Here is an 18,275-nt window from a genome sequence, read left to right on the forward strand (position 1 = left end):
AATATATAATTATTTTTAATGAGTCTAAATAAAGTTTTATATTTGTCGAAAATTTGTACCCTTATGAAGAAGAAAGTGCTTTCCGTTCTATCGTTATCCGTGGCCTTATGGGTAAATGCACAAGAAAAGGATTCTCTTAATCAAAAGAAAATTGAAGAAGTTGTTATTACAGGACAGTACATGCAACAGTCCATTAACAAATCGATATATAAGGTTGATGTTATTGATGCAGAGCAGATTAAAAATATGGCAGCCACAAATGTTGCCGAGGTTTTAAATCAGAGTCTTAACATACAGATCACTCCGGATTCCCGTTCAGGAAATTCCACTGCCAAGATCATGGGACTTAATGGTGATTATGTAAAAATCCTTATAGACAATATTCCGGTAGTAGGGGATACAGGACTGGGAAGTAATATAGATCTTACTAAAATTACTTTAAGCAATATAGAAAGAATCGAAATTGTAAAAGGAAGTATGGGTGTTGAGTACGGAAATGGCGCTGTTGCCGGAGTCATCAACATTATTACAAAAAAAACCAGTACAAAAAAGATCAGTGTAAGAGGCTCACTGCAGGAAGAAACAGTGAGAGATAACTACGATCTTAAGAAAAAAGGAAATGGAAGACATATCCAGAATCTGAATGTAGATTATAATATCAACAATGAATGGTTTGCAAGTATCAATTTCAATCATAACCAGTTTATGGGCTTTGAAGGAGAAAGCAAAGGTTACAAATATTTCGGACAGGATAATAAAAGAGGATATGAATGGAATCCGAAAGATCAGTATGATGCCTCCGCATTGCTGAGATATACCAAAAACAAAACAACATTCTTTTACAAGCTGTCTTATCTGAATGAGAAATTCAACTTCTACAATCCGGAGGTCAACAGAAATCCTCTTAATGATGGGTTGGGTGGAGTTGCCTATGAAAGTAGAGACAAAAGATACAATACCGATCGTTGGGTTCACCAATTCAATATTCAGACTAATCTGGGGCATATCCGGTATATGGGAGATTTCTCTTATCAGAACCAGGACAGAAAATATTACGACTACAATTACGATATTCCCAACAGAACCATAAAAAGCCGCCAGGACGAAAAATCATATTATAAAACAGACGTTATCTATTCAAGAGGGATGTTCAGCAACTTCCTGGATAGTAAAGTTTTTGATTTTCAGTTAGGGTATGAGTTAGACTATACCAATGGTTATGCCGCTCTGATTGCCGGAGATTTCTTTGGCGAAGCGGTAAAAAGAAAGATTTTTACCTATTCCAATTTCCTTTCTGCTGAATGGAATGTGTCAGACAAATTCTCTTTAAGACCGGGAGTAAGATTATCTCTTAGTGAGAACTTCAGCAATCAATACAATTACTCTTTATCCTCAAGATATAAAACTTCTGAGAATTCAAACCTTAGAGCCGTTGTAGGATCGGCCAACCGTTATCCTAAATATGAAGAACTGTACACCTATTTTGTAAATATCAATCATGATGTGCAGGGGAATCCTGATTTGAACCCGGAAAAAGGATTCTCTGCAGGACTTTTCTGGAACCAGAATTTTGCTGTAGACAATGATTGGAAGATCGCTTATGGAGTAGATGCACTATATCTGGATGTACGTGACAGGATTGAAATGGTGATGGTAAAAGAGCCTTCAACCTACAAATACATGAATATCAATAAATTTAAAAATCTATTGGTTTCTGCTAATGTAGATTTCAGAAAGGATCAGTTTGCTCTGTCTTTAAGAGGATCCGTAAGCGGAACATCGGTATCGATGATTGATTTAAAATCCTCTTCCCCTACAGATTTCCAGTATCTGGTGCAGGCAGGAGCTTCAGCAACCTATAAACTGAAAAGTACCGATACCAATTTTGCCCTTTATTACAAGTTCACAGGTCCGGACAGACTTTATGTATCCGATGGGGAAAATGACTTCCGCCTTGGAAAAATAGATAGTTTCCATATGATGGATTTTATTGTAAGCCAGCCTTTCTGGAACAAGCATTTTGAAATTTCAGCCGGGGTGAAAAATATATTCGATGTAACAAGATTAAACTCTACAGCAGTAGCAGGATCAGCCCATACCGCTGCAAACGGGTTTGTTAATTTATATTATGGCAGAAGCTATTTTGCCCGATTAATGTTTCAATTTTAAATAATAAGTTACGATTATGAAGTATCTAAAAATATTGTCTGTTCTTTCTGTCATGGCTGCTACACAGTCTTGTCTTTCAGCAGACGAAGATCCGGTTCCGGTTCCTCCTATGACAGGATCTGAAGTCAGTGTGCAAATTGGCGGCCCTACAGAACCTAATCAGGTTTGGATCGACCTGAGTGACTACACCAATCCGGCGGTCAATAGCAGAACAGACTGGGATCTTGGTTTTTATAGCGGCGATGCCTACAGAGTGGTTATGAACGGATCTCTTGCCATGACGGTAATTAAAATACCGAATGCTTCAGACATCAGTAAAGTAAAAGAAGCTGATATTTCAAGTCTGAAAGACATTGCTCAGGTAGGAACATTTGATGCTGCCAACATGCAATATGTTGACAATCCGAACGGAGATTTCCTGAATCAGACTTCAGGAATTGATGCCATCAAAGAAAATGATGCTGATAATCCTGTATATCTGATCAATCTGGGAAGAGAAATACCTTCTGCTGCCAATATCGGAGCTGGTTCGGTTTCATTGTCCGGTGATCCGAGAGGATGGAAAAAAATTCAGATCCTGAGAGCTCAGAATGGATATAAAATACGTTACGCTGACGTCAATGCAACAGAAGCAGATATCAAAGAATATATCATTACCAAAGATACCGAATACAACTTCTCATTCTTCAACCTGAAAACAGGAACTCCGGTAAAAATTCAACCTAAGAAGAAAAAATGGGATCTTGTCTTCACAACATTTACCAATGAAGTATTCATGGGACCTGCAACCAGTGCGGGAAGCTATTTTTATGCAGATTTTGTAGCAACCAATAGCCTTAATGGTGTGGGAGCTTATCAGGTAAGTGTTACAGGGAGTCTTGATGCAGCTTACAGTGCATTTAAACTAAAAGATGTGGAACCTGCAAAATTTGTTTTCAATGACCAGCGGGCGATCGGAGATAAATGGAGAACCACTACCGGTACAGCATCCAATCCAGTTCCTTTTGTGTATGCAGACCGTTTCTTTGTATTGAAAGATGCCGAAGGCTTTTATTTCAAACTGAGATTCAATACGATGAAAAATACAAAAGGAGAAAGAGGGTACACCAATTTTGAATTCGAACCTTTATAAATAATCAAATAATAGTATATCATGAAAAAATTCATCCTTGCAGCTTCTGTTCTTGTAGCAGTATATTCTTGCAAAAAAGCAGAAGCGGGAGCAAAAGAAAATACCACAGAAGCTACTTCTGAAGCACCAAAAACCAATAATAAAATAGTAACACTAAACGGAGGAATTACTGAAATCGTAGCTACCTTAGGCCACGAAAAGGAAATCGTAGGAACTGATGTTACCAGTACCTATCCTGCCTCTTTAAAAGCTACAGCTAAAGATTTGGGGCACATGAGATCAATGACGATTGAGCCAATCATGGCTGTAAATCCTACCTTGATTCTTGCTTCTGATAAAGATATCAATCCTGAATTAATGGGGAAAATCAAATCTTCAGGGATTCAAACTGAAGTTTTCAAACAGGAATACACCGTTGAAGGAACTAAAAAACTGATCGAGCAGGTAGCAAAAGCGATTGGAAATACAGACTATCAGAAATTAAATGATAAAATTGATGCTGATCTGAAACAGGTACAGCCTATTGCTAAAAAACCAAAAGTATTGTTCATCTACGCAAGAGGAAACATGCTGATGGTAAGTGGTAAAAATACTCCAATGGCTTCATTGATTACCCTTGCTGGTGGAGAAAATGCAGTAACGGATTTTGAAGATTTCAAGCCATTGACACCGGAAGCCGTTGTAAAAGCTAATCCTGATGTACTATTCTTCTTCGAAACTGGTTTACAGGGCGCAGGAGGAAATGAAGGAGCGCTAAAAATGCCGGGAGTATCTCAGACCAATGCCGGTAAAAACAAGAAAATCATTGCAATGGACGGAGGTTTAGTATCAGGTTTTGGACCGAGAGTAGGAGAAGCAGCAGTAGGATTAAACAAACTTTTAATTGAAAGCACAAAGTAAACTATACTTTTATCTTATCATAAGTGCGGTACTGCTTGTCATTATAGCAGTACTGTCACTTAATACAGGAGTTTATGATTTCGGAGAAAACTCTCCGTTCAGGGCACTGTGGCAATTTGTAAAAGGAGATCCCGGTTTATCGCTGAGTGATAAATATGTGATTTGGGACGTAAGAGCAGCCAGAATTATTATGGCCATTTTAGTAGGAAGTATGTTGTCGGTTTCCGGGACAAGTCTTCAGGGGCTTTTCAAGAATCCTCTGGCAACAGGAGATTTAATAGGACTTACATCAGGAGCAACGTTGCTGGCAGCCATTGCGATTGTTTTAGGAGGACATTTCAAAGAATATCTTCCTGAAGCTGTACAATTTTCACTGGTAGGAATAGCCGCTTTTATAGGTTCTTTTCTATCAATGATGTTGGTCTATAGAATTTCAACAAGCGGAGGAAAAACAAATGTGGTGATGATGCTGCTTACCGGAGTTGCCATAACGGCTATCGGATTTTCGATTACCGGATTTTTGATCTATATCTCAAAAGATGAACAGCTTAGAGATCTTACTTTCTGGAACTTAGGAAGTCTGGCAGCCGCAACATGGACGAAGAATATCATCCTGACCGTTGTAGCGGTCATTGCTTACATTATTTTACTTCCAAAAGGAAAAGCTTTGAATGCAATGATGCTGGGAGAGAAAGATGCTCAGCATTTGGGAATTAATGTGGAAAGACTGAAAAAGCAGATTATTATTATCGTAGCTTTAATGGTGGGTAGCTGCGTGGCATTCTCAGGAACCATTGGTTTTGTAGGTCTTATTGTACCTTATATTTTAAGGCTTTTATTCAAATCCAATTATACGTTTATTTTGCCATTATCGGCAATGTGCGGAAGCATTTTGTTATTAACGGCAGATACCTTCAGCAGAAGTATTGTAGCACCGTCGGAACTGCCGATCGGGATTTTAACAGCCTTAATGGGAGGCCCTATTTTTATCGCTATTTTGGTTAAATTTAAAAAATCACTGTAATGATCAAGGCACACCAGATTAATTATAAACATAAAGAATTCAGAATTCTGGATGGGGTAGATGTCTCTCTGGAATACGGTGAATTTCTGGCCATTGTGGGACCGAACGGAGCAGGGAAATCAAGTCTTCTGAGCGTACTGGCAGATGAAGTGAAATCCGGAAGTAACAAAGTCTTGTTTAAAGATAAACCTATCAGAGATTGGAATATCACAGAACTTTCAAAACACAAAGCAAAGTTCTCACAGCATAACAGTAACGATATTCCGCTTGAGGTAAAAGATGTGATCATGATGGGAAGGTATCCTTATTTCGATGCCCAGCCCGGAAAAGAAGATCTTGAAGCTATGAATATGATGATGTATGAAACGGATATTTTTCATCTGAAAGAAAGAGAATACAATACCCTTTCAGGAGGAGAAAAGCAGCGTGTACACCTATCAAGAGTAATGGCTCAGCTTGAAAATGATATCGCCCACAAACTGGTTTTTCTGGACGAACCATTGAATAATTTAGATATAAAACATCAGTACAAAGCACTGGAAATTATCAAAAATTTCACCAAAAAAGCCAACAGTGCTATTGTAGTTTTGCATGATCTGAACCTTGCTGCACAGTTTGCAGATAAGATTTTGTTAATGAAATCAGGACAGGTTTCCGCCTATGGATCCCCACAGGAAGTTTTTACTGAAGAAAATATCAGCCATGCTTATAATTTTCCCTGTACCATCTGCGGACACCCTATTACCAATAACCCAATGATCATTTTTGGATAACCATGGAAAAAGACGAACTCAAAATCCTCGCACAGAATCTTGCCAATCATCAGGGGGGAAAAGGCATCGAGATCGGTGAAATGATGAATGCTACTAACATCAGCATGACGTTAGAAAGCATCAAAACACTTGTGATAGATGACGGCCAGCAAATGCTTGAAATAGGACACGGGAATGCCGCACACCTGAAAAGTATAATGAGTCTTGCAAAAAATCTCAGATACACAGGAATTGATATTTCTGAAACCATGCACAAGGAAGCCAAAAGGCTCAACAAAGAATTTGAAAGCGAAGCAGATTTTGTTCTCTATGAAGGTAAAAAACTGCCATTTCAGGACGAATCTTTTGATAAAATATTTACCGTAAACACAGTCTATTTCTGGGATAACCCGATTGAATTTTTAAACGAAATCTACAGAGTTTTGAAAGATGACGGAACATTCGTTCTTACATTCGGACAAAGAGAGTTCATGGAAAAACTACCGTTTACGGAATATGATTTTACGTTGTACAGCAACAGCGAAATGGAAGAACTGATCTCTAAAAGCCATTTTAAAAGAATGAAAACTTCTGAAAAAGAAGAAGAAATAAAAAGTAAAACAGGAAACGAAACCATACAAAGAATTTATACAATTTTAACCATAAAAAAGTAAAGTAATGAGCACATTAGTTAATGATTTAAAGGAAAAATGGGAAGCTCTGAAAGCAGAAAATCCACATATCAGAATAAGAAATGCAGCGGCACAGCTAGAAGTAAGTGAAGCAGAATTGCTGGCAACAAGCATTGGAGAAGGAGTAGTTGTCCTGAACCCGGATTTCCAGGGAATCCTTACAGAAGCTGAGCAATTAGGGAAAGTAATGGCTCTTACGCGTAATGACGAATGTGTTCATGAAAGAAAAGGAACGTATCTGAACGGAGATTTCAGCAGTCCTCATGCGCAGCTTTTTGTGGGTGAAGATATTGATCTCAGAATTTTCCTTAACCACTGGAAATTTGCCTTTGCAGTATGGGAAGGAGATAAAAAAAGTCTTCAGTTTTTCGGAAAAGACGGACTGGCACTTCATAAGATTTATCTGACTAAAGACAGTAATGGAGAAGCTTTCGATGCTATTGTAGAAAAATTCAAAGCAGAAGATCAGAATCAGACATTGGCGTTTGAAGCAGTAGCTCCAAAACAGGCAGAAAAAGCTGATTCAGATATTGATGTGGAAGGTTTCAAAAAAGCATGGACAGAATTGAAAGACACTCATGATTTCTTCATGATGACCAGAAAATATGGAGTAAGCAGAACACAGGCATTAAGATTGGCTCCGGAAGGATTTGCCAAGAAAATTGATAATGCCAAAGTAGTCAACATCCTTGAAGATGCTTCTGAAAAGAATACTCCTATCATGGTTTTCGTTGGAAACAGAGGAATTATTCAGATCCACACAGGAAATGTGAAGAAAACACTTTGGCATCAGCAGTGGTTCAATGTAATGGATCCTGATTTCAACTTACACCTTGATGTAACGAAAATTGCAGAAGCCTGGATCGTTAAAAAACCGACTGAAGACGGAGAAGTAACCGCTATTGAAGTATTCAACAAAGAAGGAGACTTTATCGTTCAGTTCTTCGGAAAAAGAAAACCTGGAATTCCTGAACTTCAGGAATGGAAGGACCTTGTAGCAGCTTTAGAAAAGTAATAATTAGATGATTTGAATGAGACCGTTTTGTTGTAAAATTCAAAGCGGTCTTTTTTATTGCAGGCGATCTGCAAGTGCCGGAATATTTGTGTAATTTGTGACTAAATATATAATAAAATGAAAAATATTTTCATAGCGATACTTTTTGCCGGTTTCTGTTCATTAAAGGCACAGGGCTTAAAAGCGTATCAGTTTTATGATAAAAAGGGAAAAGAAGTAAATACAGAAAAGCTGGTAAAAGAACTGGCAGATTATGATGTGGTCTTTTTTGGAGAGAATCATAACAGTTCCATCAATCACTGGCTTCAGCTGAAAATTACAGAAGCGCTGTTTGCCAAAAAGAACGGACAGCTTATCTTAGGAGCAGAAATGTTTGAAAGAGATAATCAGGCTCAGCTGGATCAATATTTAAATGGAAAATTTGATGCTAAGACATTCAAAGATTCTGCCCGTTTATGGAATAATTATGCAACGGATTATAAACCTTTGGTAGATTTTGCCAAAGATAAAAAGCTGAATTTTATTGCCACCAATATTCCGAGAAGATATGCTTCTCAAACCGCAAAAGAAGGTCTTGAATCCCTGAATAAATTAAGCGAAAAAGAAAAGACATACATTGCCCAGCTTCCGATTAAAGTAACCTTAGACACTCCCGGATATCCGGAAATGAAAAAGATGATGGGTGATCATGCAGAAGGAACCAAAGTGATGAATTTCATTTCAGCCCAGGCAACGAAAGATGCTACAATGGCTGAATCTATCCTGAAAAATTTCCAGGCCGGGAAAACATTTATCCATTACAACGGAAACTATCACAGCAAAGAATTCGGAGGAATCTATTGGTATATCAAACAGAAAAATCCTAACCTGAAAATGGCAGTGATCTCCGTTTTTGAATCGGATGATCCAGAATTGAAAGTACCAGCCAAAGATTATATCCCTACAGACTTCAATCTGATTATTCCGGGAGATATGACAAAGACTTTTTAATAAGAAGCTCGCAGATTTTGCGGATTGAGCAGATCTTATTATGACTTAAATAATTTGAATTGTATTCATTCAATAGGGTCGGGCTTTAGCCCGGCCATTTTTAATTAAAAGATTCAAAGGCTTTAGCCAAAACTTAAAATTCATTGATAAATAAATCATTTTTATGTCACAATATTTACCTTTGTATCACATTCAAAAAATATGAAGAAATTACCCATTCTGCTGATCTTTTTTATTGGATTGTTCAATGCACAAAAACTGACTTCTAATGAACTTTCAATCATCAATCAGGGAGATGTAAACACCGCATTACCCATCTATCAGACAACAGATAATAATCAGCATCAAACATTGCTGAACACTTCTTCAGAAGCAGATCCTCTTGATCCGAATACGGCTGTTCTCGTAAAAAGAATGAAAGAATCTCTTCTGTCAACAGATGGTGGAGTAGGAATCGCAGCTCCACAAGTGGGAATCAACAGAAAGATCATCTGGGTACAGCGTTTTGATAAGGAAGGAACTCCACTTGAGTATTTTATCAATCCGGTCATTGTATGGCGTTCTGACCTGCAGAATCTTGGTCCTGAAGGCGATTTGTCTATTCCTGAATTCAGGGATCAGTTTTACAGAAGCAAAGTCATTCAACTGGAATATGTGGATCTGAAGGGGCAGAAATATTCAGAAATTGTAGAAGGTTTTACAGCAGTTATTTTTCAACATGAAATCGACCATCTTTTCGGCATCCTGATTTCCGATAAAAAAGAAAAAGAGAAAAATGATTCCTATAAAAAAGTAGATGCCTATCAGAAAAGTGATGTAATGAAAGACAGGAGGTAATGATGAGTGATAAATGATGAGTGATGGGGAGTTGTTATAAGGCTAAGTAAATTTCTGTTTTTACCCATATTTTACAATGAAATCTTCTCCATCTTCATAATCTGCGGGATTCACATAAGTAATTACCCCGATATCGGATTGTAAAACTTTCTTGAGCTGATCGAAATACATGTTCTTTTTGTCTTCAGTAGTATCCATTGTTAAACTTATGACAAGTTTATCATCATCGGTAATATTGGCACCTACCATTATTTTATCAGGATTATCGTGGTATTTATTCCAGTAAAAAGTTTGATCAAGGCCAGGGTTTTCGATGAAATAACCAATCATTTCGTCTTCTGTTTTAAAAATATAATTTTTATCATGCCTTGGGTAGGTATAATTGAGATTTAATTTTTCATAGCCGGGAAGGAATGTGTTCAGAATAAGATCTATTGTTTTTCTTGATTTTTGCCCTGCATACACCTGACAAACGATCTCCATAATAATTTCCATAATACAAAAATACTGTATTTACGATAAATAATAATGAATGATAATGACATTCTTAAATATTATATACATAAAAATATCCTCAATCATCCGTGTCATCTGCGAAATCTGGGGGAAAATAAAATAAAAAGGAGCTGTTTCCATGGAAACAGCTCCTTTCGTTATAACTATGCTTAAAAAAAATTGGATTAATCGTTGTTAGTAACTGATAGTCTTACCTCCATATTATTTCGGGTAGCATTAGAATAAGGACAGATCTGGTGTGCCTTCTCTGTCAGAGCCTGTGCTTCTTCAAGAGAAACACCGGGAATATTCACATCCAGCTCTGCTGCCAGTCCGAAACCTCCATTTTCAATCTGGCCAATACTTACCTTTGCCGTTACCGTTGTTTCTCCCGTCTTTACTTTAGAAAGACTGATCACTCTGTTCAGAGCGCTGTCAAAACAAGCGGAATATCCTGCTGCAAAAAGCATTTCAGGATTGGCAAAATCATCATTGGCTCCTCCTAACGCTTTCGGCATTCTTACATCAAGTTCCAGTACTCCGTTTTCACTTTTCACATGTCCGTTTCTGCCTCCTTGAGCAGTGACCTGAGTGGTATATAATGTTTTCATTTATTTTCTATTTTGTTTAATATTTTTAAGACGGTGTCTTTAAGGTGCAGCAGCTCTTCCGGCTGTATTCCCAGTTTTTCCTGAATTTTTCCCGGAATTTCACAAGCCTTCTCCTGAAGCTGTTTTCCTGCTTCGTCTAAAAATACTTCAACCACTCTTTCGTCCTCTTTTTTTCTTTTTCGGATGATAAATCCTTTAGACTCCAGTCTTTTAAGAAGAGGTGTTAAGGTACCACTGTCCAGAAACAGTTTTTCTCCGATATGGGTTACCGTAAGTCCATCGCCGTCCCATAATATCATCATCACAAGATACTGCGGATAGGTAATGCCCAGTTCATCAAGAAAAGGACGGTAAAGCCCGGTAATCTCTTTGGCAATTACATACAGTGGGAAGCAAATCTGGTTTTCCAGTTTGGGTGTTTTCGGATTTTCCATAATTTTTGAGTACGAAAGATTCGATGAAGGTATTACTTTTTTATGATAAATTCATCCATTGGAATTCTGACTTTTTTCATAGAAGAAAGCCAGTCATTAGCCTCATCACGGTATCCAAGATATAAAAGGCTTACACTTTTTAATCCCAGTTCTTTTAATCCCAGTACTTCATCTACCACCTCATTGCTGAATCCTTCTGCCGGTGTACTGTCGATTTTAAGTTCTGCTGCCTGTGCAAGAGCAATTCCTAAGGCAATATAAGTCTGACGTGCAGTATGGGCAAAATGTTCTTCAGCAGTCTGTGCTCCATACATTTCTTTAATTTTATCAGTATAGCTTCCGAAACGACCTCTTGGAAGATCTCTTACATCAGTATGATAATCGTAAACTTTGTCAATTTTTTCATTAGAATAACTGTCCCATGCTGCAAAGACCAAAACGTGAGAAGAATCTCTCATTACTTCAGGGTTTAAAGCACCTGCTACCATTTTGTCTTTCAGTTCCTGGTTTTCCACTACTATAATTCTGAAGGGCTGCAATCCCGATGAAGTAGGAGCCAGTCTAGCTGATTCTAAAATAGTATTAAGATCTTCCTGTGATACTTTTTTGGTCGGATCATAAGCTTTTACCGCATGTCTCCAGTTTAAATTTTCTATTAATGACATTTTTCTTTTGTTTTAATTAAACTACTTGTTGATTATTAAATGTCAGTTTTATTAGCTGACTCAATTAACAATACAAATATATGGCCAATTTAATTGTGTGCAATTTAATTTTGAAAGATTTTATTGATAGCAATTATTGATAAACTTTAAAAACGGTAAAATAATGCAGAAGCAAATAAGAAATTTATTATTTCTATTTTGTTTATTTCAGCATGATTCGGATTTTTTAAAAGTGTTTGTATTCCAATCTTTGTAATAGAAATTTAAACTAAAAACAATGCAGAGATTTACAAACAAAACCGCTTTAATTACAGGAGGAACCAATGGGATGGGCCTGGCTACTGCTCATAAATTCCTTGAAGAAGAAGGAAAAGTCATTATTACAGGCAGAACTAGTGAAACAGTGAATAATGCTTTGGAAGAACTTGGAGAAAATGCCTTTGGAATTGTATCCAACGCAGGGAATATAAAAGATCTGATGAATCTTCAGCAGGAAATCAGAAAATATACAGAACATATTGATCTTGTATTTGCCAATGCAGGATACGGAAGATTTGCTCCTGTGGAATATGTGGATGAGAACCAGTTTGATGAACTTTTTAATATGCTGGTAAAAGGACCGTTTTTTACGGTACAGCAGTCGTTACCACTAATGAGAAAAGGAAGTTCCGTTATTTTCAATACTTCAGTTGCAACTGATATTGCGATGCCTAATTTTTCGGTGTATTCTGCAGCAAAATCTGCGGTGCAGTCATTCATCAAAACGTTTGCGGTAGAACTTACGGAACGTGGTATTCGGGTCAATGGGGTAAGTCCCGGGCATATTAAAACCAATATTTTTAATAATACAGGTTTAACCGGAGAGCAGATAGAAAGTGCCATTGATGAGATTATTCCTACAATTCCTTTTAAAAGACAGGGGGAACCTTCAGAAATAGCTAGTGTAGTTCTGTTTCTGGCTTCAGAAGAAGCCTCCTATATTCATGGGGCAGAAGTAAAAGTGGATGCCGGAATTTCTGTGATCAGATAATCAGGATTATTTGACTTCTTTAATTTCTTTGATGATATTGGTTTTATTTTCAATACCGATATTATAGATCTTGCCTTTCTTAAAGCTTTGGGTTGCTTTTTCCATAAGGCTCTTGTATTCCGGTGATTTTTTGGAAAGATAAAAAACCTGAGCACTGATTCCAATAGCGACACGTACCACTTCATTCGGTTTATCAGGATCTTCCATGATGTTGGAAATGGTGGCATTATTATACCAGGTTAAATTCTGTGAACTGGAATTACCGGAACAGGATGTAATCATAATAAATAGTAATAGTAGATAGGACCAGGCTTTCATAGCAAAAAAGTATTAAGTAAAAAGCTCCTGCAATGTATCAAAATAAATGCAGGAGCTCTCTATAAATTAGTTAAAATCCACAGCTTGCAACACTAGGTGCAGGGGAAGGAGAACATCCTGAAAGGGATGAGAATATGTTCAATACACAGTTGGTATTTACATAATTGTTATCATATAATAAAGAACCGGATGGGCTTCTGTAGTATACATTTCCTGCTGTATTGGCAAAAGAAGATACAGATGCAGAACCACAGCCTGTATTAGTACATGCAGCTCTCCATGCACTGTCTGTTACAGGTCCGCTGGAGAATAATGATGGGTCAATAATTCTTTTTTCAACAATTCCGGAAGCATTTTTGAAGCTTACCAAAATTGCCACGTGATATACCCATGATACACAGCATGTTCCTGTAGATGCTCTAAGATTACCATATACAAATTGCTTTTCACAGTCGTACCCTGCATTCAAAAGGATTTGTCTCATTTTGTGCGCTCTGGCATAGCATCCATCCACAGGATATCTGAATGTGATACACGGTGAAGATGCGGTAGAAGTTCCGCAAGCCTGGTTTTTGATCTGAGTAAAAAGACTGTTTAACGTAGCAAGATTAGGGATTACACTTACTGCCTTGTTACTTTCCCCTCTTTCTTCTTTGTTGAATACTGATTTGAAATAACGGATGTCGTCCGCTGTTGCTTTTTCAACCTTTGCAATTTCATTTGAATTGGCTTTCAGGAAAACCTGAACAGGAGTTTCATTTTGTACAGCTTCTTTAATCATGGAAATAAATGCCGCATTGTCTTTTGTATCCTTAATGTGATACGGCTGTGCGGAAACCATAAATGAAACTTTAAATTTTCCATCCTCTTTTTCTATCCCTACCGGAACAGTTTTGCCAAAGTCTTTCATAGCAATTTCATTAGACTCCTTAGCAACAAGATTCGGATCCTGATTGGCACCTGAATCCGAGCAGGAGTTAAATGACAGTACCGTCACGAATACCATCATGGATAAAAGGAATTTTTTCATAGTTTTTATATTTTGTGGTTAATTTTTTGTGAACTATTAATTGTAATAGTTCACTATTTTGTGACATTAAAAGTAATAAAATTTAAAATATGCGCAATATTTTTTTAGAAAAAAATAAATTATTTTGTTGTTTTATTGGTTTTATGATATTGAAAAGACTGATTGATCTATTGATTTTTATGGTAAATTAAGGAAAACAGGAAATTTTTAAAATTGTAAAATATGTTGTTTTTTGCAATTTGGATTGCTATAGAATAGACAAGATGAAGTAAACTAAAAAACCAGTCTCAACTATTGAAACTGGTTTTCTCATATCTTAATGAAATTATTCCGATTATTTATAAATCAATTCTGCCTGAAAAACGTCTGCAAAATGTTTTCTGATCTTTGCTTTCAGATCTTCCATTTCTTCTGGTGTCAATTCTCTTTCAAGCTCTCTTTTTAACGAAGTAACCTGCTTATCCTTGATCCCACACGGAATAATGTATTCAAAATAACGCATATCTGTATTTACATTCAATGCAAAGCCATGAAGAGTTACCCAACGGGAAGCTTTTACTCCCATAGCACACATTTTTCTGGCATAAGGTTTTCCTACATCCAGCCATACTCCGGTTTCTCCCGGTGAACGTTCTCCTTTGATACCATATTCGGCAATGGTTCTGATGATCACTTCTTCCAGATTTCTCATATATAAATGAATATCGGTGAAAAAGTTTTCAAGATCCAGAATAGGGTAGCCTACAACCTGTCCGTAACCATGATAGGTAATATCTCCGCCACGGTTTACTTTCACGAAAGTAGCATCAATTTCCTTCAGTTTATCAATACCGGCAAGCATATTTTCTTCGTGACCGCTTTTTCCTAACGTATACACGTGGGGATGTTCTACGAAAAGTAAGTGATTGGGGGTCGTGGTATGCTGTTCTGCAGGAAGATCCCTGTTTTTTATTTTGGTGTCAATGATATTTTTCATCAGCTGTTCCTGATAATCCCAGGCTGGCTGATATTCTTTGACTCCTAAATCTTCAAATTCTACTGCTTTATTTTGATTTGTATTCATTTCAATTTTTGATATACAAATTTAGTGAATTTTACCCTTTTATGGAATGGATAAAATCTATAGCCTTTTTCTTCCAGTCTCTATCCTGAAGCAAAATATTCACAAAAGCTGTTCCAATGATACCGCCATCCGCATTTTCTGTTACATTTTCAAAATCTTCTTTCGATTTAATCCCGAATCCTATCATTACCGGATTTTTTAGAGGAAGGGAAGCTAACCTGGAAAGGTAGTTCTCATTTTTTACAACTGCATTTTCATTTCCTGTGGTAGAAGAAGAACTTACTGCATACAGAAATCCTGAACTTAAAGAATCCAGATAGATCATTCTCTCATCAGATGTTTCCGGAGTGACCAGAAAGGTGAAATTTAAATTATATTGCTTTAAAATCTGCTGGTAATTTTTCTCAAACTCAATAGGAGGAAGATCGGGTAGGATCAATCCTGAAACACCACTTTCCGAGCATGCTGCACAAAACTTCTCAAATCCGAAGCTCAAAACAGGATTAACGTAACCCATCAGGATAATCGGGACCTTGATTTTATCTTTGATGGCTTTTAATTGAGAGAACAGCTTTTCAATAGTCATTCCGTTTTGTAAAGCCAGTTCGTGAGCTTTCTGGATGACAGGTCCGTCTGCCACAGGATCAGAATAAGGCATTCCGATTTCGATCATATCTGCTCCGGAATCCTGAATCAGTTGTATAATATCAGCGGTATCTTCCAATTGCGGAATTCCTGCTGTGAAGTATATATTTAGTTTTTTCATTTCTTTACTGTATTAATGTATTCATGTAAAATGTATTTAGGAGTTGATTTTATCCCTTAAAGTCATTTTATATATCTACTTTTTGCATTTTACAAATTTTTCAGATACGTTTCCATATCCTTATCTCCACGGCCACTCAGACAAATAACTACCACATCATTTTCATTAAATTTCTTCTTGTCTAAAACTGCCAGCGCGTGAGAACTTTCCAGTGCAGGAATGATTCCTTCCAGTTTGGTAAGCTCAAAGGCACATTTCAAAGCTTCATCATCATTAATACTAAAAAATTCTGCTCTTTTTTCTTTAAATAAATGGGCATGAAAAGGTCCAATTCCAGGGTAATCCAGTCCTGCGGAAATAGAATGAGGCTCAATAACCTGTCCGTCTTCCGTCTGCATTACAAGGCTTTTGCTTCCATGAAGAACTCCAAGGGTTCCTAAAAATGTAGTTGCAGCAGATTTTCCTGAATCTACTCCCAATCCTCCTGCTTCTGCAGCGATGATTTTCACTTCTTTTTCCTCTACAAAATGATAGAATGTTCCGGCAGCATTACTTCCTCCACCTACACAGGCAATCACATAATCAGGGTTCTCTCTTCCGGTTTTCTCTTGCAGCTGTTCTTTAATTTCTTTTGAAATAATGCTTTGGAACCTTGCTACAAGATCAGGGAAAGGATGTGGACCTACCACACTTCCAATCACATAATGCGTGGTCACAGGATTGTTGATCCAGTCTCTTAATGCCTCATTTACCGCATCTTTCAGTGTTTTTGAACCTGAAGTAGCTGCCACCACCTCAGCACCCAGCATTTTCATTCTTGCTACATTCGGGGCTTGCCTCTGGATATCAATCTCTCCCATATAAACAATGCACTCAAGACCAAGCAAAGCACAAGCTGTAGCAGTAGCGACGCCGTGTTGCCCGGCACCAGTTTCTGCAATAATCCTTGTTTTTCCGAGACGTTTTGCCAGAAGAACCTGTCCAAGAGCATTATTGATCTTATGGGCTCCGGTATGGTTGAGGTCTTCCCGTTTTAAATAGATCTGTGTCTGATATTTTTGGCTTAAGTTTTTAGCAAAATATAAAGGAGTAGCTCTTCCCACATAGTTTTTAAGCAAATCCTGATATTCAGCCTGAAAATCTTCAGATTCTATTATTTCAAGATAATTTCTTTGTAACTCTTCTACATTGGGATAAAGCATTTCGGGGATAAAAGCTCCTCCAAACTCTCCATAATATCCGTTTTCATCGGGGTTTTTATAATTCATTTTTTTATTCTTTAGTCATTAAATAAGCATTATTTTGTGAACTCAGCTGGTTGAGCAGTTCTTTTCTTTCCTGTGTGGTATAAAAAATCAGAATATCATCATCTTCAGAATTCACCCATTCCGAGCCGACACTTTCTTTGATCATTCTGGCTTTGTCGTGAAGAATTTCGATATCACACTTTTCATAAAAAGAACGAAGATCCGAATGGCAGAAACCAATTGTTTCAAGATTTCTCTGAGTAACATTTTCTTTGAAATGGCGCACCAAAACTGCTCCATAACCTTTCTTTTTATGAGCTGCCACAAGTCCTACAGCTTCTGCAAAGGAGTAATCGGTGTCTGCTATCTGTAAGGTAAAATCAAAATTCACCCTCATCACAGCCAATATATTTTCATCTGTGTTCATCAGGAAATGAAACTCTGAATCTTTGAAAAAAGACCGGAAATAGGATGATTTCATAGTATTCCACTCAGAGATATCCCAAAGTTCCAGAATGTGTTTTATCTCGGCTTCCGTGAGATCTTTCGTTGATTTTATATGATATTTCATGGGTTTAAACTATTAATAAATGTGAGGTGGTAATTATGCTGCTGTTTGGTAATCAGTTTTTTATAATGTAATAATTCTATTTTATGCATTAAGTCAAGTAAGGTTGCTTTATCTATTTTCGACTGATACATGGTAATCGCAATTTCAAGATTATCAATTAAATAATAAGGATCAGAGTCTTCGTACAGCAGAAATATTTTTGCATAAATCAGCCCTAAGTCATACTTTACACTTGATCTGACATGGTTTTCCAAAAATTTATCGGAAATAATAACCAGATAATAGCTGTTCCATAGACTGATTCTTTCAAAGAAATATTGGATATCGTTTTCTTCAAAATCTTTAATAATACAGATGAAATCAGACAATAATCCACCCACTTCCCAATGTTCTGTATTACTGTCGTTCTGTGCAACAAAGTGGTACAGATTCTGGATTTTTTCATTCCCGAATTTGGGTGGAAACAATGTTTTATAAAATGTCTTCTTTAGCAAATGTATATTCATCCTTGTGTGTTTTTATATGTTATTTATT

The 18,275-nt window shown here is 37.0% G+C and carries 21 protein-coding genes; 10 read left to right on the forward strand and 11 right to left on the reverse strand.

Annotation, left to right across the window (positions count from 1 at the left end):
* The first annotated feature begins 63 nt into the window (after window positions 1-63).
* The 9 genes from J2786_RS01485 (at window position 64) to J2786_RS01525 (ending at window position 9,511) form a co-directional block, all read left to right on the forward strand.
* Complete coding sequence (locus J2786_RS01485; RefSeq protein ID WP_047432259.1) at window positions 64-2,169, forward strand: TonB-dependent receptor plug domain-containing protein; 2,106 nt, start codon at window positions 64-66, stop codon at window positions 2,167-2,169.
* 16 nt (window positions 2,170-2,185) lie between these two features.
* Window positions 2,186-3,301, forward strand: coding sequence for an HmuY family protein (locus J2786_RS01490; RefSeq protein WP_052187003.1), 1,116 nt, complete (start codon window positions 2,186-2,188; stop codon window positions 3,299-3,301).
* A gap of 21 nt (window positions 3,302-3,322) precedes the next feature.
* Window positions 3,323-4,201 carry a heme/hemin ABC transporter substrate-binding protein gene (locus J2786_RS01495; protein ID WP_047432254.1) on the forward strand — a complete coding sequence of 293 codons (879 nt, stop codon included), beginning with the start codon at window positions 3,323-3,325 and terminating at the stop codon, window positions 4,199-4,201.
* Window positions 4,185-5,225: a FecCD family ABC transporter permease gene (locus J2786_RS01500; RefSeq protein WP_047432252.1), complete on the forward strand. Its 1,041-nt coding sequence runs from the start codon at window positions 4,185-4,187 to the stop codon at window positions 5,223-5,225. Before J2786_RS01495 ends, J2786_RS01500 begins: the two co-directional genes overlap by 17 nt.
* Window positions 5,225-5,998, forward strand: a complete 774-nt coding sequence (locus tag J2786_RS01505) for a heme ABC transporter ATP-binding protein (RefSeq protein WP_047432249.1) — start codon at window positions 5,225-5,227, stop codon at window positions 5,996-5,998. The genes J2786_RS01500 and J2786_RS01505 overlap by 1 nt, the downstream gene beginning before the upstream one ends.
* A gap of 2 nt (window positions 5,999-6,000) precedes the next feature.
* Complete coding sequence (locus tag J2786_RS01510) at window positions 6,001-6,651, forward strand: class I SAM-dependent methyltransferase (protein WP_310023712.1); 651 nt, start codon at window positions 6,001-6,003, stop codon at window positions 6,649-6,651.
* Window positions 6,652-6,655: 4 nt separating this feature from the next.
* A complete protein-coding gene (locus J2786_RS01515; RefSeq protein WP_047432245.1) occupies window positions 6,656-7,684 on the forward strand; it encodes a hemin-degrading factor in 1,029 nt (342 codons plus the stop codon).
* A 117-nt stretch (window positions 7,685-7,801) separates the two neighbouring features.
* Entirely contained in the window at window positions 7,802-8,674 is an 873-nt protein-coding gene (locus J2786_RS01520; RefSeq protein WP_047432241.1) for a ChaN family lipoprotein, read from the forward strand.
* Window positions 8,675-8,875: 201 nt separating this feature from the next.
* Window positions 8,876-9,511 carry a peptide deformylase gene (locus J2786_RS01525; RefSeq protein ID WP_052187002.1) on the forward strand — a complete coding sequence of 212 codons (636 nt, stop codon included), beginning with the start codon at window positions 8,876-8,878 and terminating at the stop codon, window positions 9,509-9,511.
* A 60-nt stretch (window positions 9,512-9,571) separates the two neighbouring features.
* On the opposite strand, the gene J2786_RS01530 is transcribed toward J2786_RS01525, so the two are convergent.
* From J2786_RS01530 to J2786_RS01545, 4 genes are all read right to left on the reverse strand, one after another.
* Complete coding sequence (locus J2786_RS01530; protein WP_047432238.1) at window positions 9,572-10,006, reverse strand: hypothetical protein; 435 nt, start codon at window positions 10,004-10,006, stop codon at window positions 9,572-9,574.
* A gap of 185 nt (window positions 10,007-10,191) precedes the next feature.
* Window positions 10,192-10,617 (reverse strand): organic hydroperoxide resistance protein, encoded by a 426-nt coding sequence (locus J2786_RS01535; RefSeq protein ID WP_047432233.1) that lies wholly within the window; start codon window positions 10,615-10,617, stop codon window positions 10,192-10,194.
* A complete protein-coding gene (locus tag J2786_RS01540; protein WP_047432230.1) occupies window positions 10,614-11,051 on the reverse strand; it encodes a MarR family winged helix-turn-helix transcriptional regulator in 438 nt (145 codons plus the stop codon). Before J2786_RS01540 ends, J2786_RS01535 begins: the two co-directional genes overlap by 4 nt.
* 32 nt (window positions 11,052-11,083) lie before the next feature.
* Window positions 11,084-11,716 (reverse strand): NAD(P)H-dependent oxidoreductase, encoded by a 633-nt coding sequence (locus tag J2786_RS01545; protein WP_047432229.1) that lies wholly within the window; start codon window positions 11,714-11,716, stop codon window positions 11,084-11,086.
* Window positions 11,717-11,993: 277 nt separating this feature from the next.
* On the opposite strand from J2786_RS01545, the gene J2786_RS01550 reads away from it, so the two are divergent.
* Window positions 11,994-12,746, forward strand: a complete 753-nt coding sequence (locus tag J2786_RS01550; RefSeq protein WP_047432227.1) for an SDR family oxidoreductase — start codon at window positions 11,994-11,996, stop codon at window positions 12,744-12,746.
* Between the two features lie 6 nt (window positions 12,747-12,752).
* Here the strand turns inward: J2786_RS01550 and J2786_RS01555 are convergent, their stop codons facing one another.
* The 7 genes from J2786_RS01555 to J2786_RS01585 form a co-directional block, all read right to left on the reverse strand.
* Entirely contained in the window at window positions 12,753-13,028 is a 276-nt protein-coding gene (locus tag J2786_RS01555; RefSeq protein ID WP_047432223.1) for a hypothetical protein, read from the reverse strand.
* Between the two features lie 106 nt (window positions 13,029-13,134).
* Window positions 13,135-14,094 (reverse strand): protein-glutamine glutaminase, encoded by a 960-nt coding sequence (locus tag J2786_RS01560; protein WP_142014488.1) that lies wholly within the window; start codon window positions 14,092-14,094, stop codon window positions 13,135-13,137.
* 334 nt (window positions 14,095-14,428) lie between these two features.
* Window positions 14,429-15,157 carry a lipoyl(octanoyl) transferase LipB gene (gene lipB / locus J2786_RS01565; RefSeq protein WP_047432218.1) on the reverse strand — a complete coding sequence of 243 codons (729 nt, stop codon included), beginning with the start codon at window positions 15,155-15,157 and terminating at the stop codon, window positions 14,429-14,431.
* Window positions 15,158-15,188: 31 nt separating this feature from the next.
* Window positions 15,189-15,923 (reverse strand): tryptophan synthase subunit alpha, encoded by a 735-nt coding sequence (trpA, locus tag J2786_RS01570; RefSeq protein ID WP_047432214.1) that lies wholly within the window; start codon window positions 15,921-15,923, stop codon window positions 15,189-15,191.
* Window positions 15,924-16,012: 89 nt separating this feature from the next.
* On the reverse strand, window positions 16,013-17,191 hold the full coding sequence (trpB, locus tag J2786_RS01575) for a tryptophan synthase subunit beta (protein ID WP_047432212.1): 1,179 nt from the start codon (window positions 17,189-17,191) through the stop codon (window positions 16,013-16,015).
* A 4-nt stretch (window positions 17,192-17,195) separates the two neighbouring features.
* Complete coding sequence (locus tag J2786_RS01580; RefSeq protein WP_047432210.1) at window positions 17,196-17,741, reverse strand: GNAT family N-acetyltransferase; 546 nt, start codon at window positions 17,739-17,741, stop codon at window positions 17,196-17,198.
* On the reverse strand, window positions 17,738-18,247 hold the full coding sequence (locus tag J2786_RS01585; protein ID WP_142014499.1) for a hypothetical protein: 510 nt from the start codon (window positions 18,245-18,247) through the stop codon (window positions 17,738-17,740). The genes J2786_RS01580 and J2786_RS01585 overlap by 4 nt, the downstream gene beginning before the upstream one ends.
* Window positions 18,248-18,275: the final 28 nt, after the last annotated feature.

Origin of the sequence: Chryseobacterium vietnamense, from assembly GCF_031454475.1 — a bacterium.
Lineage (GTDB): Bacteria > Bacteroidota > Bacteroidia > Flavobacteriales > Weeksellaceae > Chryseobacterium > Chryseobacterium vietnamense.

Bases quoted from the DNA above. Each gene is read 5' to 3' on its own strand.
- J2786_RS01560 (WP_142014488.1), bottom strand. From the start codon at position 14,094: ATGAAAAAATTCCTTTTATCCATGATGGTATTCGTGACGGTACTGTCA.
- J2786_RS01530 (WP_047432238.1), bottom strand. From the start codon at position 10,006: ATGGAAATTATTATGGAGATCGTTTGTCAGGTGTATGCAGGGCAAAAA.
- J2786_RS01535 (WP_047432233.1), bottom strand. From the start codon at position 10,617: ATGAAAACATTATATACCACTCAGGTCACTGCTCAAGGAGGCAGAAAC.
- lipB (WP_047432218.1), bottom strand. From the start codon at position 15,157: ATGAATACAAATCAAAATAAAGCAGTAGAATTTGAAGATTTAGGAGTC.
- J2786_RS01585 (WP_142014499.1), bottom strand. From the start codon at position 18,247: ATGAATATACATTTGCTAAAGAAGACATTTTATAAAACATTGTTTCCA.
- J2786_RS01555 (WP_047432223.1), bottom strand. From the start codon at position 13,028: ATGATTACATCCTGTTCCGGTAATTCCAGTTCACAGAATTTAACCTGG.
- J2786_RS01540 (WP_047432230.1), bottom strand. From the start codon at position 11,051: ATGGAAAATCCGAAAACACCCAAACTGGAAAACCAGATTTGCTTCCCA.
- trpA (WP_047432214.1), bottom strand. From the start codon at position 15,923: ATGAAAAAACTAAATATATACTTCACAGCAGGAATTCCGCAATTGGAA.
- J2786_RS01490 (WP_052187003.1), top strand. From the start codon at position 2,186: ATGAAGTATCTAAAAATATTGTCTGTTCTTTCTGTCATGGCTGCTACA.
- J2786_RS01515 (WP_047432245.1), top strand. From the start codon at position 6,656: ATGAGCACATTAGTTAATGATTTAAAGGAAAAATGGGAAGCTCTGAAA.
- trpB (WP_047432212.1), bottom strand. From the start codon at position 17,191: ATGAATTATAAAAACCCCGATGAAAACGGATATTATGGAGAGTTTGGA.
- J2786_RS01520 (WP_047432241.1), top strand. From the start codon at position 7,802: ATGAAAAATATTTTCATAGCGATACTTTTTGCCGGTTTCTGTTCATTA.
- J2786_RS01525 (WP_052187002.1), top strand. From the start codon at position 8,876: ATGAAGAAATTACCCATTCTGCTGATCTTTTTTATTGGATTGTTCAAT.
- J2786_RS01580 (WP_047432210.1), bottom strand. From the start codon at position 17,741: ATGAAATATCATATAAAATCAACGAAAGATCTCACGGAAGCCGAGATA.
- J2786_RS01505 (WP_047432249.1), top strand. From the start codon at position 5,225: ATGATCAAGGCACACCAGATTAATTATAAACATAAAGAATTCAGAATT.
- J2786_RS01510 (WP_310023712.1), top strand. From the start codon at position 6,001: ATGGAAAAAGACGAACTCAAAATCCTCGCACAGAATCTTGCCAATCAT.
- J2786_RS01485 (WP_047432259.1), top strand. From the start codon at position 64: ATGAAGAAGAAAGTGCTTTCCGTTCTATCGTTATCCGTGGCCTTATGG.
- J2786_RS01550 (WP_047432227.1), top strand. From the start codon at position 11,994: ATGCAGAGATTTACAAACAAAACCGCTTTAATTACAGGAGGAACCAAT.
- J2786_RS01545 (WP_047432229.1), bottom strand. From the start codon at position 11,716: ATGTCATTAATAGAAAATTTAAACTGGAGACATGCGGTAAAAGCTTAT.
- J2786_RS01495 (WP_047432254.1), top strand. From the start codon at position 3,323: ATGAAAAAATTCATCCTTGCAGCTTCTGTTCTTGTAGCAGTATATTCT.